16 protein-coding genes are annotated in these 16,061 nt (G+C 65.4%); 9 read left to right on the top strand and 7 right to left on the bottom strand.

Going from position 1 to position 16,061, the window contains the following annotated elements; all coding sequences use genetic code 11:
• Positions 1–3: 3 nt before the first annotated feature.
• Complete coding sequence (locus LW136_RS01325) at positions 4–408, bottom strand: ribonucleotide reductase subunit alpha (protein WP_234174495.1); 405 nt, start codon at positions 406–408, stop codon at positions 4–6.
• A 172-nt stretch (positions 409–580) separates the two neighbouring features.
• On the opposite strand from LW136_RS01325, the gene LW136_RS01320 reads away from it, so the two are divergent.
• On the top strand, positions 581–1,564 hold the full coding sequence (locus LW136_RS01320) for a hydrolase (RefSeq protein WP_041015100.1): 984 nt from the start codon (positions 581–583) through the stop codon (positions 1,562–1,564).
• Positions 1,565–1,577: 13 nt separating this feature from the next.
• Here the strand turns inward: LW136_RS01320 and LW136_RS01315 are convergent, their stop codons facing one another.
• Positions 1,578–2,252: a TetR/AcrR family transcriptional regulator gene (locus LW136_RS01315; RefSeq protein ID WP_044314796.1), complete on the bottom strand. Its 675-nt coding sequence runs from the start codon at positions 2,250–2,252 to the stop codon at positions 1,578–1,580.
• A gap of 130 nt (positions 2,253–2,382) precedes the next feature.
• On the opposite strand from LW136_RS01315, the gene LW136_RS01310 reads away from it, so the two are divergent.
• The 6 genes from LW136_RS01310 (at position 2,383) to ggt (ending at position 8,632) form a co-directional block, all read left to right on the top strand.
• Positions 2,383–3,795: a coniferyl aldehyde dehydrogenase gene (locus LW136_RS01310; protein WP_234174494.1), complete on the top strand. Its 1,413-nt coding sequence runs from the start codon at positions 2,383–2,385 to the stop codon at positions 3,793–3,795.
• Between the two features lie 14 nt (positions 3,796–3,809).
• Positions 3,810–4,340, top strand: coding sequence for a twin-arginine translocation pathway signal protein (locus LW136_RS01305; protein ID WP_234174493.1), 531 nt, complete (start codon positions 3,810–3,812; stop codon positions 4,338–4,340).
• A gap of 16 nt (positions 4,341–4,356) precedes the next feature.
• Positions 4,357–5,952, top strand: a complete 1,596-nt coding sequence (locus LW136_RS01300) for a GMC family oxidoreductase (protein WP_234174492.1) — start codon at positions 4,357–4,359, stop codon at positions 5,950–5,952.
• 105 nt (positions 5,953–6,057) lie between these two features.
• Positions 6,058–6,540: a pantetheine-phosphate adenylyltransferase gene (coaD, locus tag LW136_RS01295; protein ID WP_014818712.1), complete on the top strand. Its 483-nt coding sequence runs from the start codon at positions 6,058–6,060 to the stop codon at positions 6,538–6,540.
• 107 nt (positions 6,541–6,647) lie between these two features.
• Positions 6,648–6,899, top strand: a complete 252-nt coding sequence (locus tag LW136_RS01290) for a YfhL family 4Fe-4S dicluster ferredoxin (RefSeq protein ID WP_003303200.1) — start codon at positions 6,648–6,650, stop codon at positions 6,897–6,899.
• Complete coding sequence (gene ggt / locus LW136_RS01285; RefSeq protein WP_234174491.1) at positions 6,899–8,632, top strand: gamma-glutamyltransferase; 1,734 nt, start codon at positions 6,899–6,901, stop codon at positions 8,630–8,632. The genes LW136_RS01290 and ggt overlap by 1 nt, the downstream gene beginning before the upstream one ends.
• On the opposite strand, the gene LW136_RS01280 is transcribed toward ggt, so the two are convergent.
• The 4 genes from LW136_RS01280 to LW136_RS01265 form a co-directional block, all read right to left on the bottom strand.
• A complete protein-coding gene (locus LW136_RS01280) occupies positions 8,616–10,403 on the bottom strand; it encodes a Na/Pi cotransporter family protein (RefSeq protein ID WP_376785386.1) in 1,788 nt (595 codons plus the stop codon). The two genes, ggt and LW136_RS01280, sit on opposite strands and share 17 nt — an antisense overlap.
• A gap of 149 nt (positions 10,404–10,552) precedes the next feature.
• On the bottom strand, positions 10,553–10,894 hold the full coding sequence (locus tag LW136_RS01275; RefSeq protein WP_014818709.1) for a hypothetical protein: 342 nt from the start codon (positions 10,892–10,894) through the stop codon (positions 10,553–10,555).
• Positions 10,895–11,012: 118 nt separating this feature from the next.
• Positions 11,013–11,825 carry a bifunctional DNA-formamidopyrimidine glycosylase/DNA-(apurinic or apyrimidinic site) lyase gene (mutM, locus tag LW136_RS01270; RefSeq protein WP_042927941.1) on the bottom strand — a complete coding sequence of 271 codons (813 nt, stop codon included), beginning with the start codon at positions 11,823–11,825 and terminating at the stop codon, positions 11,013–11,015.
• Positions 11,826–11,882: 57 nt separating this feature from the next.
• A complete protein-coding gene (locus LW136_RS01265; RefSeq protein ID WP_256449922.1) occupies positions 11,883–12,749 on the bottom strand; it encodes an HDOD domain-containing protein in 867 nt (288 codons plus the stop codon).
• A 129-nt stretch (positions 12,750–12,878) separates the two neighbouring features.
• Between LW136_RS01265 and LW136_RS01260 the strand changes: the two genes are divergently transcribed.
• Both LW136_RS01260 and LW136_RS01255 read left to right on the top strand, forming a co-directional pair.
• The gene (locus LW136_RS01260) at positions 12,879–13,418 is read left to right on the top strand and encodes a type 1 glutamine amidotransferase domain-containing protein (protein WP_041015092.1); all 540 of its coding nucleotides are present in this window, start codon (positions 12,879–12,881) and stop codon (positions 13,416–13,418) included.
• Between the two features lie 102 nt (positions 13,419–13,520).
• Positions 13,521–14,717 (top strand): class I SAM-dependent rRNA methyltransferase, encoded by a 1,197-nt coding sequence (locus LW136_RS01255; protein ID WP_234174489.1) that lies wholly within the window; start codon positions 13,521–13,523, stop codon positions 14,715–14,717.
• 76 nt (positions 14,718–14,793) lie between these two features.
• Here the strand turns inward: LW136_RS01255 and LW136_RS01250 are convergent, their stop codons facing one another.
• Entirely contained in the window at positions 14,794–15,642 is an 849-nt protein-coding gene (locus LW136_RS01250; RefSeq protein WP_234174488.1) for a poly(ethylene terephthalate) hydrolase family protein, read from the bottom strand.
• Between the last annotated feature and the right edge of the window lie 419 nt (positions 15,643–16,061).

Genomic DNA, 16,061 nt, shown 5'->3' with positions numbered 1-16,061 from the left:
ACTTCAGTAGAAGTCGACGGTCTGACCGTTGCGATCGAAGGCCAGGAAGCGGCCGACGTTGCCGGTCTCGATGGCGCTGACCATCATCTTCAGTGGCTGCTCGGCCTCGTCGGCGTTCGGCGTGATGCCGGCCTGGCCGGGCAGCGCCGCGGCGAACAGCAGATCCCAGGCCACGCCCGTGCGCTCGGACTCTTCACGCAGCGCGGCGAAGTCGCTTAGCTCCTCGGGCAGCTTGTCGACGCAGAGCACCGGTTTCAGCGAGCCGCCGGCGTTGTCCTCGAAGCGCTGGCGCTCGGCCTCGGTGGCATCCTCGGGCAGTTCGGCGCTGACGAAGACGAACAGGAGGCGCTGGGGTTCGCGCTCCTGGCGCGCGGCAGCCAGCAGTTGATCGAAGGGGGTAAGCGTCATGGGCAGGGTTCCGGATAAGACTATCGCGTCACTCTCCACCCCTTGGGCGGCGCTGACCATATCCCCAAAGACATAAGTCGCCAGGCGGCCAGCATCATTCAACGCCTGCATCGTGCTTTTCTTCCCGCCGCCGAGGCTCTAACGTCGGAGCAAACGAGGAACCCGAGCAACCGTGTCCGAATCCTTCCAACCCGCCTGGTGGCTTCCCGGGCCGCATCTGCAGACCCTGTGGAACGCATTCTTTCGCAAGGCGCCGCGCCTCGAACGCCGGCGTGAGCGACTGTGGCTGGCCGATGGCGATTTCATCGACCTGGACTGGCACGGCCCGCATGAAGCAACAGCGCCGCTGGTTCTGGTGCTACACGGGCTGACCGGCTCGTCGAATTCGCTTTACGTGCTCGGTCTGCAGCAACAACTGAGCGCGCAAGGCTGGGCGAGCGTCGCGATCAACTGGCGCGGCTGCTCGGGCGAACCGAACCTGCTGCCGCGCGCCTATCATTCCGGCGCCAGCGATGATCTCGCCGAAGTGATCGGGCATCTGCAGGCCTGCCGGCCCATGGCGCCGCTGCATGCGGTCGGCTACTCGCTGGGCGGCAACGTACTGCTCAAGTACATGGGCGAAATGGCAGCCAGTTGCCCGCTGCGCAAGGCCGTGGCGGTGTCCGTGCCATTCCGCCTGGACCAATGTGCCGATCGCATCGGCCTCGGCTTCTCCCGCGTCTACCAGGCGCATTTCATGAAGGCGATGGTCGCCTACGTGAGGGACAAACAGCAGCGCTTCCAGCGCGAGGGGCTGCTGAACCACCTCGGTGCCCTGCAGAGCCTCGGACCACTGCACGGCATGCGTACCTTCTGGGATTTCGACGGCCGCTTCACCGCGCCGCTGCACGGCTACAGCGACGCCCAGGACTATTACCGCCGTGCCTCCAGCCGCTACTACCTGCCGACGATCACGACGCCAACCCTGCTGATCCAGGCCGAGGACGACCCCTTCGTGTTCCGCCACAGCGTGCCGGAACCGGCCGAGCTGTCCGCCACCACCGCCCTCGAGCTGCACGCCAACGGTGGCCACGTCGGCTTTGTCGAAGGCACGCCGCGTAGGCCTCGCTACTACCTGGAGCGGCGCATTCCGCAGTGGCTGGCACAAACGCCGTGAGCCCTCGCCTGCTCTAGACGCCCCGTGAGTCCGGCAGGGGATCCAGTTCGACGAAGTACTGCTGCTGCAGCGCCGCCACGGCTTCGCGGGCACCCGGAGCAACGAAGCCACTTTCCAGTGCCAGCACCTGATAGATGCCCCGACGCAGCTGTAGTTGATCCAGGCTTCCGGCTCCCGCGCCAACCGTGCCGAGGAAACGCACCCAGGAGGTAAGGACGATCCAGGCATTCAGCGCCAAGGCCTCGGCCTGGAGCGGATCCATCAGCAGAATGCCGGCATCGACGAACCCCTGATAGATCGCCCGGGCATGCCGCAGGCAACGGCCGGCGAACGCCTGGTAGCGCTGGGCGAGCTGCGGATTGGCATCCAGCAGGCCTTCCAGATCACGATGGAGAAATCGGTAATCCCACATCGCGCCCAGCAGCGCTTCGAGGTAAAGCGCCTTGTCCTGGACCTGCATTTCCCGCTCCGGCGGCAAGCGCAGGAACTGGTCGACACGCGATTCGTACTGCCCGAACAGCTCTGCGACGATCGCCTGCTTGTTGGGGAAGTGGTAGTACAGATTGCCCGGCGAGATGCCGAGATGGGCGGCGATATGGTTGGTCGTAACGTTCCGCTCGCCCTGGGCGTTGAACAGCCCCAGGCTGGCTTCGATGATGCGGTCACGGGTCTTGGTGCGGGATGCCATGAGGCGGCGAGTTCTCGGCGGCGAAGCGAAGGAAGCAACGGTACACGCCAGCAGGCGGGTAAGCACGTCTCGTTGACAGTTTAGAGTAATTACTCTAGAAATCCTCCAGCACATCGCATCAGGAGCCCGCATGTCAGCCGAAATCCCGCAAGCGCTGGTCGCCATGGAGGCCCTGTTCGCCCGCCAGCGCTCGGCCTTCACCGCCGCACCGATGCCCTCGGAAGAGGATCGCTTGCGTTGGCTGGACGCCCTGCGCGATGTGCTTGCCGGCCATCAACCGGCGCTGATGGAGGCAGTCGCTGCGGATTTCGGGCATCGTTCGGCCGACGAAACCCTGCTGGCGGAAATCATGCCCAGCCTGCACGGCATCCGTTACGCCAGCCGTCACCTGCGGCGCTGGATGAAACCCTCACGCCGGCATGTCGGCCTGGCCTTCCAGCCAGCCAGCGCACGGGTGGTCTACCAGCCGCTGGGCGTGGTGGGCATCATCGTGCCGTGGAACTACCCGCTCTATCTGGCCATCGGGCCGCTGATCGGCGCGCTCGCCGCCGGCAATCGCGTGATGCTGAAAATGAGCGAGTCGACGCCTGCCACCGGGCAGCTGCTCAAGGATCTGCTGGCGCAGATCTTCCCTGAAGATCAGGTAGCGGTGGTGCTCGGCGACGTAGAGGTCGGGCAGGCCTTCGCCCGGCTGCCGTTCGATCACCTGCTGTTCACCGGTTCGACGCACATCGGCCGCGAGGTGATGCGCGCGGCAGCGGAAAACCTGACACCGGTGACGCTGGAGCTCGGTGGCAAGTCGCCAGCGATCGTCTCGGCCAGCGTCCCGTTGGCCGATGCCGCCGAGCGCATCGCCTTCGGCAAGTGCATGAACGCCGGGCAGACCTGCGTCGCGCCGGACTATGTGCTGGTGCCGCGCGAGCGTGTCGAGGGCTTCGTCGGTGCCTACCGTGAGGCGGTACAGCGTCTGTATCCGAGCCTTGCGGACAATCCCGACTACACCGCGATCATCAATGCGCGTCAGCTGACGCGACTGCAGGACTACCTCGACGATGCGCAGGCCAAGGGCGCGCATGTCGTGCCGCTGTTTGCCGAGGCGCAGCAACGGCGCATGCCGCACTGCCTGCTGCTGAACACCACCGACGACATGCGCGTGATGCAGGAGGAAATCTTCGGCCCGCTGTTGCCGATCGTGCCGTACGCCGATCTGGACGAAGCGCTGGCTTACATCAACGCACGCCCACGCCCGCTGGCGCTGTACTACTTCGGCTACGACCGCAGCGAGCAGCAGCGCATGCTGCAAACCACCCACTCCGGCGGCGTGTGCCTGAACGATACCCTGCTGCACGTCGCCCAGGACGATCTGCCGTTTGGTGGCGTCGGCCCGTCCGGCATGGGGCACTACCACGGCCATGAGGGATTTCTCACCTTCAGCAAGGCCAAGGGTGTGTTCATCAAACAGCGCTTCAACGCCGCCCGACTGATCTATCCGCCCTATGGCAGGTGGTGGCAGAAGCTGATCTATGCGCTGTTTATCCGCTGAAGCGAGCTGGAGCAATGCACGAGATTTCCCTCAATCGCCGCGGCCTGCTCAAGGTCGGACTGCTCGGCGGCGCCATCCTGGCTGGCGGCGGCCTGCTCAGCCGAACCCTCAGCGCCTCGGCAGACAGCCCGGCGAGCGGCTTCTTCGCGTTGCGTGACAGCGATCTGCCCATGCTGCGCCGACTAACGCCGTTGCTACTGGAAGGCTCGACGGCGCCCAGTGACATGCCGCAGGCCGTGCAGACCACCCTCGTCAGCCTTGACCTGGGCCTGCACCACTTGTCGCCCGCGCTGCTAAGCCAGGTACGCCAGCTGTTCGACGTACTCAGCCTGCCACTGACCCGCGGGCCGCTGACCGGAATCTGGAGCGGCTGGGAGGTCGCCTCCGATGATCAAATACGCGCGTTCCTTCAGCGCTGGCAAAACAGCTCGCTCGCCCAGCTGCGCCAGGGTCATGCCTCGCTGCTGCAGATGATCCTCATGGCCTGGTACGCCAGCCCCGCCGCCTGGGCGCACTGCGGTTATCCCGGACCGCCGAAGGTCTGACTGATAGGAGGCATCCGTGCCCGTTCCCGACTTGTTTGCTGCAGGCCTTGCCCGTGGCTGGACCACATACGACGGCTCGCGACTGGAGGACGATCTGACCCTGGAGGCCGACGTCGCCATCGTCGGCAGTGGCGCAGGCGGCGCCACCAGCGCAGAAGTGCTGAGCGCAGCCGGCTACAAGGTGCTGCTGATCGAAGAAGGCCCGCTGCGCACCAGCAGCGACTTCGACATGCAGGAGGCCCGCGCCTACCGCTCGCTCTATCAGGAAGCCATCGGCCGCACCAGCAAGGACGGCGCCATCACCATCCTGCAGGGCCGCGCGGTCGGCGGCACCACGCTGGTGAACTGGACCTCGAGCTTTCGCACACCGCCGCAAACATTGCAGCACTGGGCCAGCGAGCATGGCGTCAGCGGGCTGTCGGTCGAGGCGCTGCAACCCTGGTTCGAACGCATCGAACAGCGCCTCGGCATCGCGCCCTGGGCCGTGCCGCCGAATGCCAACAACGCGGTGTTGCAGCGCGGCTGCGAAAGCCTCGGCCAGCACTGGGCGGTGATCCCGCGCAACGTGCGTGGCTGCTGGAACCTAGGCTATTGCGGCATGGGCTGCCCGACCAACGCCAAGCAGTCGATGCTGGTCACCAGCATTCCGGCGCTGCTGGACAAGGGCGGCGCACTGCTCTACCTCGCGCGCGCCGAACGCCTGTTGATGCAGGGCGAGCAGGTCGTCGGCCTGGACTGCCTGGGCATGGACGACCGCTGCGTGGAACCGAACGGGCAGCGCATCCGCGTCGTCGCCAGGCACTACATACTCGCCGGCGGCGGCATCAACACGCCGGCGCTGCTGCTGCGCTCGCAGGCGCCCGACCCGCATCAGCGCGTCGGCAAGCGCACCTTCCTGCATCTGACCAACTTCTCCGCGGCGCAATTCGACGAGCGCATCGACGCCTTCAGCGGCGCGCCACAATCGATCTATTCCGACCACTTCCAGTGGCGCGACGGGATTGCCGGGCCGGCGGGCTACAAGCTCGAAGTACCGCCCATCCATCCCGCGCTCGCGGCCACCCTGCTCGGCGACTTCGGCCCGGAGAATGCGCAGCGCATGGCCGAGCTGCCGCATACTCACGCGATGATCGCCCTGCAGCGCGACGGCTTTCATCAGGACAGCGCCGAGGGCACGGTCGAGCTGCGCAGCGACGGCAGCCCGGCGCTCGACTACCGCATGACCGACTATGCCTGGAACGGTATCCGCCGCGCCTTTCTGAGCATGGCCGAGACCCAGTTCGCCGCCGGTGCGCGCGCCGTGCTGCCCCTGCATGCCGACGCCCATTACGTGCGCACGCCCCGCGCCGCCCGGGAGCTGATCGAGGGTCTGGACCTTGCGCTGTATCGCACCCGTCTTGGCAGCGCCCACGTCATGGGCGGTTGCGCCATGGGTGATGACCCACGCCAGGCCGTCACCGACAGCCTCGGTCGGCACCATCAGCTGGCCAACCTGTCGATACACGACGGCTCACTTTTCCCCACCAGCATCGGCGCCAATCCCCAGCTGTCGATCTATGCGCTGTGCGCCAAACTCGCCACGGAACTGGGTGATCGCCTGCAGAAGTCCTGAGATTGACTGTCATTCACGACAGATCGCGGCATGGCATTCAGGCTTTACGCTGTCGACACCGAGCCGCTACCATCCACACCCCCACGCATGCGTCAGGACGCCGCGATGAATCGAGTGTTGTATCCGGGAACCTTCGATCCCATCACCATGGGCCACGCCGATCTGGTGGAACGCGCTTCGCGCCTGTTCGACGAGGTCATCATCGCCGTGGCGGCCAACCCCAAGAAGAACCCGCTGTTCCCGCTCGAGCAACGTGTGGCGCTGGCTCAAGAAGTCACCAAGCACCTGCCGAACGTGAAGGTCATGGGTTTCTCCACGCTGCTGGCGCACTTCGTCAAGGAGCAGCAGGCCAATATCCTGCTGCGCGGGCTGCGTGCGGTTTCGGACTTCGAGTACGAGTTCCAGCTGGCCAACATGAACCGCCAGCTGGCGCCCGATGTGGAAAGCCTGTTCCTCACGCCGTCGGAGAAGTACTCCTATATTTCCTCGACGCTGGTTAGGGAGATTGCCTCGCTCAAGGGTGACGTATCCAAATTCGTCCACCCGGCGGTGATGAGCGCGTTGCACGAGCGCTTCGGCCAGAACTGACGATGCCCGCCGGGCCGCGTCGAGTGCACGCTGGCCGGCGATGCGGCACAATTGCCCGGTCGTAATATTGCTGTGCCGTGGTTCGAGCCACGGCAGGAGTTCGCTGGATGTCCCTGAAAATCACCGATGACTGCATCAACTGCGATGTGTGCGAGCCAGAGTGCCCGAACAGCGCCATTTCCCAGGGCGAGGAAATCTACGTCATCGACCCCAACCTCTGCACCGAATGCGTCGGCCACTACGACGAGCCACAGTGCCAGCAGGTCTGCCCGGTGGACTGCATCCCGCTCGACGAGAACAACGTCGAGAGCAAGGACGAACTGATGCAGAAGTACCTGATCATCACCGGCAAGGCGTGATGCTCTCGCGGCGACCGACCCGAAGGACCCGCCTGCTCAGGGGGCTCCAGGGTTGTCTCGCCGCCCTCCTGCTGCTGGCCTACGCGGCCCAGGGCAACCCTCTTGCAAACGGCGCCGTCGCCACGGCCCATCCGCTGGCCAGTGAAGTTGGCCGGCGCATTCTCGAAGCCGGCGGCAACGCCTTCGATGCCACCGTTGCAGTCAGCGCCGCCCTGGCGGTGGTCGAGCCATATGGCTCCGGACTTGGCGGCGGCGGCTTCTTTCTGCTGCGCGAAGCCGGCGAATCCCCCCAGCACAGTTTCCTCGACGCCCGCGAGCGCGCACCCGCCGCTGCCACGCCGGACCTGTACCTGCGCGACGGCAAGATCCGGCGCGAACTTTCGCTGAATGGCCCGCTGGCCGCGGCGATACCCGGCACGCCGGCCGCACTGGTCGAGCTCGCCGAAAAACGTGGACGCCTACCGCTGAAGACTACTCTCGCACCAGCCATCGCGCTGGCCCGCGACGGCTTTGCGGTGGATTCCGTCTATCGCCAGCGCGCCGGCTGGCGCCTCGCAGCGCTGCGTGACGATCCGGAGAGCGCGCGGCTGTTTCTCCGCGACGGGGACCTGCCAGCCGAAGGCCATCTGCTGCGTCAGCCGGAGCTGGCGCAAACCCTGGAGCGCTTGGCCAGGCACGGTCACGACGGCTTCTACCGCGGCGAGTTCGCGAAGAAATTGGTGCAAGGCGTGCGCGCCGCCGGCGGCATCTGGTCGCTGGAGGATCTGGCCAACTACCACACCGTCGAGCGCGAGCCACTACGCTTCACCCTCGCCAATGGTCGTGAGCTGATCGGCGCGCCACCGCCGTCAGCCGGCGGCATGATCCTCGCGCAGAGCCTGGGCATTCTCGAACGCCTGTCCTGGCGCGACGCCGAACCGCTGCAACGCAGTCACCTGGTGATCGAGGCGTTGCGCCGGGCCTATCGCGACCGAGGGCAACTGGGCGATCCGGATTTCGTCGCGTCACCACTGCGACATCTACTGTCAGACCAGTATCTGGACCAGCTCGCCAGCTCCATCGACCCTGATCGGGCCACGCCGAGCAGCGCATTGCCGCCAGCGCCACGCTGGCGCGAGGGCGAGCACACCACCCACTTCGCGGTGATTGATGCCGAAGGCAATGCGGTGGCGGCGACGCTATCGCTGAACATGATGTTCGGTGCCGCCTTCAGCGTGCCCGGCACCGGTGTGCTGCTCAATGACGAGATGGACGACTTCGCCGCCGACATCGACGGCAGCAATGCCTATGGCCTGAAGGGCAGCAGCGCCAACGCCATCTCCGGCGGCAAGCGTCCGCTGTCGAGCATGAGCCCGACTTTCATCGAAAGCGTCGAGGAGTTCGCCGCCTTTGGTACGCCCGGCGGCAGCCGCATACCGAGCATGGTGCTGCTTTCGGCACTGGCTTATTTGGAAGGCAAGCCGGTGCAGGCCTGGCCGGCAGTGCCGCGCTATCACCATCAGTACCTGCCGGATGTGCTGCAGTACGAAGCCGACGCGTTCACCCCGGCACAGCTGGACACCCTGCGCGCGCGCGGCCACCAGCCCAGGCTGATCGAACGCGACTACGGCAACCAGCAGGTGCTCTATTGGCACAAGCCGAGCGGCACGGTCGAGGCGGCCAGCGACCCGCGCGGCATCGGCCAGGCACTGATGGTGCCAGCCCGCCGCGAGCCGGTTACAGCTGCAGAATGACCGGGCCTTCGTCCTCAGCGAGCTGCCGCAGTTGCCGCGTCAGCTCATGGCCTTCACCCAGCAACAAGGCGTTGCGCAGACTCTGGATGATGCGGCTGGCGTAGCCCAGGTCGTTCATCAGCGAACTGCTCTGCAAACCGTCCAGCTTCTGGTTGCGGATCGACTCGAACAGGCGCCGGCGAAACTCCGCATCGAACTTCGCAGCGCGCTCGTCCAGCCAGTTCAAGCGCTCGCGCCATAGCTCATCGGGCAGCTCCGAGTGGTTGAGCGCGCGGATCTCGCGCAACGACTCCAGCAAATGCCGACGCAGCTCGACATACGCCTGGCGCGCCGCGGAGTCATCGGTGCGCAGGTAGTGTCCGAGGTTCTTCTGCAGGTGCTTGGCATCCTTGACCGCGTCCACCAGCTGCAGCGCTTCAACCTGGCAGCTCAGCCAGAACGCCTGGTGGCTCTCGTCCAGTGGCAGCTCCAGACGCCCCATGAAGGTCAGCAGATCGGAATACACGCCCTTGATATGCCGCTGATACAGCCGCTCGGCATCCAGGGCCTGGGCGTCGGGCTTCGCGTTGATCAGCGCCTCGTCAATCCGTCCCTGCTGGCGCAGCTGGTCCACCGGCAGATAGGTGGCATGGCAGATCACCTCGAGACTCAGGCGCGCCAGATGCTGCAGCTCCTGCGCCACGGCGCTGGCGGCAGCATCCGCTGAGTCCAGCGCACGGTCATTCAGGTAGCGCGCGCGGGTCGGCTCCTCCGGTCGAGCAGGCGCAAGTTCGGTGATCAGCACCGTCGGTTCGACTCGCTCGGGCAACACGCGCAACAGCAGGTTTGCCAGCTGCGCCTGCCACGGCCAGAACAGCAGCACACCCATGGCATTGAACAGCGTATGGAACAGCGCCAGCTGAATCAGGCGGTTTTCAGCCAGGCCCAGCGGCGCGACCAGCCATTCGACCAGCCAGGTCAACGGCAGCAGCAGCGCGATGGCCAGCACGGCGGTAGTCACGTTGAACAGTACATGGGCCAGCGCCAGGCGCTGACCACTGCGGTTGCCGCCGAGCGAGCCGACGAACGCAGTGGTGACGCTCGTGCCGACATTGGCGCCGATCGCCGTCGCCAGCGCCTGGCCGAGATCCAGCTGGCCGGTAGCCAAAGCGGTCAGCGTCAGCATCAATGTGGCATGACTGGACTGCAGCACCACCGTGGCAAACAGGCCGATCGCGACGAACATCAGCTGCCCGGCCAGACCGCCGGCGTGGTATTGCGACAGGTCCATGCCGCCGAAGCTGGAGAAACCGGTCTTGATCTGATCGATGCCGAGAAAGATGAAGGCGATGCCGAGCACGATACGACCGGCCGCCTTGCCCTTGTCGCCGGTGAAGCTGGCCAGCACCCCGAAAACCAGCAGCGGCAAGGCCAGCGGACTCAGGCTGACGTTCTGCCCGGCCAGTGCCAGCAGCCAGATACCCGTGGTGGAGCCGAGATTGGCGCCGAACAGAATGGCGATACCGCCGGCAAGCTTGATCAGCCCGGTGCTGATGAACGCGATGGTGAGCAACGAGACCAGCGTGCTGGACTGCAGCAGCATGGTGCCGCTCATGCCGAACATCAGGCCCTTGAGCGGCGTCGCCGTACTGCGCGTCAGCAGCTGTTCGAGCTTGCTACCGGCCAGTTGGCGCAGCCCCTCTTCGAGGCATTGCATGCCGAACAGGAACAGGGCGAGTCCCGCGCACAGCTCGAGCCATCCGTCACTGGCCCAGAACGACCAGGACAACATCAGCAGGCCCACGATGGGCAGAAATGTCTTGAAGAAGAGGCTGTTCAAGGAGGGGGCTTCGCGGCGCGGGATGGGAGGCGAAGCCTACTGCAGCAACACCGCGACCGGAAGGCTCAGGCCCTTGCCAGTCGCGATGCGGATGACGTCGATCAACGCTGGGCGTTGTAACCGCTGGTGGTGCAGCCCAGGCAGCGTACGAACGCCGCTTTACCCGGCTCGACGACCAGAGCCTTGCCAGCCTCGCCGACGTTGCCACCCAAAGCGGTGAACGGCAGGCTGACAACGAAAACACCGGCGCCGATGGCAGTCGCGGCGATCAGCAGCGGGCGGGCGATGATTAGGTCACCGACCATGGAGTAGGCCTTGGGCGCTTCTACGGAGTACATCGGATCACCACTGGCGTTCTGCGGGACCGACTCCGCATGTGCCGGCAGCGCCAGCAGGCCAGTGGTCAGTGCCAAGACAGCAGCGGTAGAGCGGAACAGATTCATGGTGTGGTCCTTCAGATGTGCGAAACGCGGCAATTTTTAGTTGTGGCGGCCACTATAGCAGTGGCCGGGGCAGGCTGAGCGTGAACGCCGTCAACGCATGCACAGTTCCGCCAGCCGCTCAACGCTGGCAGCGAGCGCAATACACGCTGGCGCGCTGACCGAGGCGAATCTCACGCAGCGTGCCGCCACAGTTCTTGCAGAATTCGCCGGCCCGCCCGTAGACGAACAGCTCCTGTTGAAAATAGCCGGGCTTGCCATCGCCGCCGACGAAATCGCGCAAGGTCGTGCCGCCACGCTCGATGGCCATCGCCAGTATCCGCCGGATTTCCTCGCCCAGTTTCAGGTAACGCGCTCGCGAGATGCTCCCGGCCGGCCGCCGCGGATCGATCCCGGCGGCGAACAGTGCCTCGCTCGCATAGATGTTGCCGACGCCCACCACTACCGCGTTGTCCATGATGAACGGCTTGACCGCCATGCTGCGCCCACGCGACAGCCTATACAGACGGTCACCGTCGAAATCCTCGCCGAGCGGCTCGGGCCCGAGACTGGCGAGCAACACATGGGCGAGCGGCTCGTGGCTCCAGAGCATCGCGCCGAAGCGCCGCGGATCGGTGTAGCGCAGCGCCTGGCCGGACTCCAGCAGGATATCGACGTGCTCGTGCTTGGCCGCCGGCAATGCCGCGTCAACCAGACGCAGGCTTCCGGACATGCCCAGATGAACGATCAGCGTGCCGCTCTCGGCCTTGATCAGCAGGTATTTGGCACGACGCTCGACGGCTTGGATGCGTTGGCCGGACAGACGCACATCGAGGTCTTCCGGGATCGGCCAGCGCAACCGCCGGTCACGCACCAGCACGCGGCTGACACGCTGACCAACAAGGTATGGCTCGATACCACGGCGGGTAGTTTCGACTTCGGGAAGTTCGGGCATGGCGGGACGTTGGATACAGCGAAGGGATGCCGACCTTAGCAGGCCGGCGCCGGGCCGTCAGCCCACGCCAAGCTCGCGGATGCTTTCCTTGAGGCAGACGAAATCGTATTCCGACAGCCCGACGTATTCGAGCACCAGCTGCGCCACGCTGTCCCACTCGTGATCGTCCGGCTGCGCGCCGAGCACCCGATGACAGGCGCAGATGTGCTCGGCCATCTTGAGGATCGCCAGCAGCGTCTTGATCGGCGCGTCGCGCCCCGAGTCGTCGGCGAACAGCGACAGCGCGTTATGGTGATTGGCGATGGCATCGCACAGGTGCAGCGGCAGGTTCCACGATTTGGCGGTGAAGTAGCCGACCACCGCATGGTTGGTGCTGAGCACACGATTCTCGATATCGACGATGCGCTGGCCGTCCCCGGTGCTGGCGTAGGCCTCTTCCAGCACACTCATGTAGCCGGGGAAGCGCTTGAGCATCAGCGGGATGCCGCAATTGTGGAACAGCCCGAGGGTGTACGCCTCGTCCGGCGACTGGTAGCCGATGCGCTTGGCCAGGGTCAGGCAGGCCATGGCCACGTCCTGCGCGCTGTCCCAGAAGCGGCTGAGCGTGACGATGGTCTCGTCGCTCATCTCGACCTTGATCGACTGCGCATTGATCAGGTTGATCACCGAATTGCAGCCCAGCAGGTTCACCGCCTGCTGGATGGAAGCGATGCGGTTGGCCAGACCGAAATGCGGCGAGTTGACCAGCTTGAGCAGCGCCCCAGAAAGCCCCGGGTCCTGACTGATCAGCCGGGCGATGGCTTTCAGATCGGGCACCGGCATGACCTGTTCCATCTGCAGGTCGACCATGATCTGCGGTTGCGGCGGCACGCTGATGCCTTGCAGCACCCGGCGGATCTGTTCGGCGGAGAGTTCAACGGCCATGAGGGGGTCGCTCGACGAGAAGGCAAAGTGCCATTGGCACGAAAGGGCGAACTTTGGCTGAGATGCGGGTCCCATTTCAAGTGACTCGCATTCAGCGAGCGTTACCGACAGACAGACGGAGGCATGCTCATGACCCAATCCCTCAACGGCAAGCGCGTGGCAATCCTGGTGACCGACGGCTTCGAGCAGGTCGAGCTGACCGGGCCCCAGGAGGCGCTGGAGAAGGCCGGTGCGACAGCCCAGATCGTCTCCGCCAAGAATGGCGAAGTGACCGGCTGGAACCACACCACCCCGGCCAGCAAGTTTCACGTGGACAAGACCTTCGACGACCTCGATATGAATGACTATGACGCCGTGCTGCTGCCCGGTGGGGTGGTCAACTCCGACACCATTCGCACCGACGAAAGCGCACAAAAGCTGGTACGCGACGCCGCCGCGGCGAACAAGCCGATCGCGGTGATCTGTCACGGCGGCTGGCTGCTGATCTCGGCCGGACTGGTCAAGGGCAAGCGCATGACCAGCTGGCCATCGCTTACCGACGACCTGAAGAACGCCGGCGCCGATTGGGTGGACCAGGAGGTGGTGGTGGACGGTCAGCTGATCAGCAGCCGCAAGCCGGATGACATCCCAGCGTTCAGCCAGGCGCTGATTCAAGCCCTGTCCGCCTGACCGGACGATGCGCGGCAGGCGCTGCGAGGAATTTCCGGCAGCGCCGGCGCGCGTGGCCTGCCGCTCGTTTAGAATGCCCGTCTTTTTCCCGGAGCCCCGCCGATGACCCTGCCCAGCCTGCGCCTCAAAGCCAATGCCGATCGCCGCCTGCGCGCCGGCCATCTGTGGGTCTACAGCAACGAGGTGGACACCGCGGCCACGCCGCTGGCGGGCTTCGTTGCCGGGGATCAGGCCGTGCTCGAAGCCGCCGGCGGCAAGCCACTGGGCATCGTCGGGGTATCGCCGAACAACCTGATCTGCGCGCGCCTGCTGTCACGCGATCTCAAGCACAGCCTGGATAAGTCATTGCTGGTGCATCGCATCCAGGTCGCCCTGTCGCTGCGTGATCGCCTGTTCGATCAGCCGTGCTACCGCCTGATCTATGGCGATTCCGATCTTCTGCCGGGCCTGGTGGTGGATCGCTTCCACGACCATCTGGTGGTGCAGCTGGCCTCCGCCACCATGGAGCGCAACAAGGATGCCGTGCTGGAGGCGCTGGTGCAGGTTCTCAAGCCGCGCGGCGTGCTGTGGAAGAACGACTCCAGCGCTCGCGATGCCGAAGGCCTGGAGCGTTACGTCGATACGGCGTTCGGCGTAGTGCCGGAGTGGGTCGCGCTGGAAGAGAACGGCGTGAAGTTCGAGGCGCCGGTGCTGCAGGGCCAGAAGACCGGCTGGTTCTACGACCACCGCATGAATCGCGCGCGCCTGGCGCCCTACGTGAAGGGCAAGCGCGTACTCGACCTGTTCAGCTACATCGGCGGCTGGGGCGTGCAGGCGGCGGCCTTCGGAGCCAGCGAGGTGTTCTGCGTCGACGCCTCGGCCTTTGCCCTGGATGGCGTGGAGCGCAACGCTGCGCTCAATGGTGTGGCCGAGAAGATGACCTGCGTCGAAGGCGATGCCTTCGAGGCGATGAAGGAACTGAAGAACGCCGAAGAGCGCTTCGACGTGGTGATCACCGATCCGCCGGCGTTCATCAAGCGCAAGAAGGATCTGAAGAACGGCGAGGCCGCCTACCGCCGCCTCAACGAAACCGCCATGCGGCTACTGAACAAGGACGGCATCCTGGTCAGCGCCAGCTGTTCGATGCACCTGCCCGAGGACGATCTGCAGAACATCCTGCTCGGCAGCGCGCGCCATCTGGATCGCAACATCCAGCTGCTCGAGCGCGGCGCCCAGGGTCCGGATCACCCGGTGCATCCGGCGATCCCGGAGACCCGCTACATCAAGAGCCTGACCTGCCGCATCCTGCCCAACAGCTGAGAGGCGGCACACGCGCCTACCGTATCGCCATGAAACCTCCGCCCGGCAGTGCGGGCGAAGGTTTCAACGTGCCGTGTTACTCGATGCCCCTGCGCTGATCGCTCCACAACAGGCTGGTGCACAACCCGCAGAAACGTCCGTAGAAGGTGCCACGCGCACTCTCGTCGTCCATCAGGTGATAACGGAACCAGGCCGTCGTCGGTCCGCGATAGGCCCCGCCATCACCCACCGGCTCGAAGTGGCTGACATAGCGCCTTTCCCCCCAGAAGATCGGCACATTGGCGCGGGTATAGACCGGCTGCGCATTCAGATAGGGGATGGCGATCGTGTCGGCACCGCCGGACATCAGGAACATCGGCCCGCGCTGGTTGCGCTGCGACGACGGGTCATGGCCAAGACCGATGGTGTACGGCTGGATCGGCGCGGTGACCTTCACGCGATCATCCTGCCCGGCCATGATCGAGCCTCCACCGCCCTGGGAGTGGCCCGATGTGGCGACGCGTCCGGTGTTCAACACGCCGACGTAGGTGCCGTAGGTGCGATTGCTTTCCTGTACCAGGTAATCGAGGCAGGCCAGCATGTCGCGCCCGGTGCCGGCGTTGGAGGTTTCCGCCGCGGCCACCACGAAGCCATGGCTGGCCCAGTGGGTCAGCAGCCCTGAATAAGTCGTCGGCCCGGTGCCGGTACCATTGCCCCAGAGGATGACCGGATGCCTGACGCCATCCTGGCCCAGCGTGCGTGGCCGGTAGATGCGGCAGCTCGGCCCTTCGCTCTGACTGGTGACGGCGTAGGGGCCGGAATTGTCGAAGCTCGAAACCGAGGGGAATGGCGCTCCGGGTGTGTCAGGCAGGGGTGCGGCGACGGCGGTTGCGGATAGGGCCACCAGAGCAGCGGCGCTCAGGTATCGACGTGTGAATTTGTGCATCTGCATTCCTCGTTCTTATCGTTGGTATAAGGACGCCTCGCCCATCATCGGCTGCCCGCTACTCCGCAGAACGCGCACCCATGGCGAGGCGACCGCTCGCTGGCCAGCGGCAAGACAAGGTGCAGTCACCAGCGAAACGGTCGGGTTTGGACTCTAGCGAGCGATCCTCGACCTGCCAGTCAAGGGGACCGGCGGTCATACGCCGAAAAAGGCGGCCGATGCGCAGGCCTCACGCCCGATCCAGCCGCTCCGGGCCGCTGGCATGCGGGGTAGCGCAGGACCGGCAATCGTCCCGCCTGGCCCGGCTGCCGGAACGTGCGTAGAATCGGTGATATCTCGCCATTCACCACACGGCGGACTCTGAGCCCAGGCCCTACGAGCGTCTACCCGCCTCGACCCGGCCCCTTCCGAACGCACGG

Origin of the sequence: Stutzerimonas kunmingensis (assembly GCF_021432085.1) — a bacterium.
In the GTDB taxonomy this organism is placed as follows: Bacteria; Pseudomonadota; Gammaproteobacteria; order Pseudomonadales; family Pseudomonadaceae; genus Stutzerimonas.
This window is presented reverse-complemented; position numbering and strand designations above follow the sequence as displayed.

Bases quoted from the DNA above. Each gene is read 5' to 3' on its own strand.
- LW136_RS01305 (WP_234174493.1), top strand. From the start codon at position 3,810: ATGCACGAGATTTCCCTCAATCGCCGCGGCCTGCTCAAGGTCGGACTG.
- coaD (WP_014818712.1), top strand. From the start codon at position 6,058: ATGAATCGAGTGTTGTATCCGGGAACCTTCGATCCCATCACCATGGGC.
- LW136_RS01280 (WP_376785386.1), bottom strand. From the start codon at position 10,403: ATGTTGTCCTGGTCGTTCTGGGCCAGTGACGGATGGCTCGAGCTGTGC.
- mutM (WP_042927941.1), bottom strand. From the start codon at position 11,825: ATGCCCGAACTTCCCGAAGTCGAAACTACCCGCCGTGGTATCGAGCCA.
- LW136_RS01310 (WP_234174494.1), top strand. From the start codon at position 2,383: ATGTCAGCCGAAATCCCGCAAGCGCTGGTCGCCATGGAGGCCCTGTTC.
- LW136_RS01325 (WP_234174495.1), bottom strand. From the start codon at position 408: ATGACGCTTACCCCCTTCGATCAACTGCTGGCTGCCGCGCGCCAGGAG.
- LW136_RS01290 (WP_003303200.1), top strand. From the start codon at position 6,648: ATGTCCCTGAAAATCACCGATGACTGCATCAACTGCGATGTGTGCGAG.
- LW136_RS01275 (WP_014818709.1), bottom strand. From the start codon at position 10,894: ATGAATCTGTTCCGCTCTACCGCTGCTGTCTTGGCACTGACCACTGGC.
- ggt (WP_234174491.1), top strand. From the start codon at position 6,899: ATGCTCTCGCGGCGACCGACCCGAAGGACCCGCCTGCTCAGGGGGCTC.
- LW136_RS01260 (WP_041015092.1), top strand. From the start codon at position 12,879: ATGACCCAATCCCTCAACGGCAAGCGCGTGGCAATCCTGGTGACCGAC.
- LW136_RS01250 (WP_234174488.1), bottom strand. From the start codon at position 15,642: ATGCACAAATTCACACGTCGATACCTGAGCGCCGCTGCTCTGGTGGCC.
- LW136_RS01315 (WP_044314796.1), bottom strand. From the start codon at position 2,252: ATGGCATCCCGCACCAAGACCCGTGACCGCATCATCGAAGCCAGCCTG.
- LW136_RS01265 (WP_256449922.1), bottom strand. From the start codon at position 12,749: ATGGCCGTTGAACTCTCCGCCGAACAGATCCGCCGGGTGCTGCAAGGC.
- LW136_RS01255 (WP_234174489.1), top strand. From the start codon at position 13,521: ATGACCCTGCCCAGCCTGCGCCTCAAAGCCAATGCCGATCGCCGCCTG.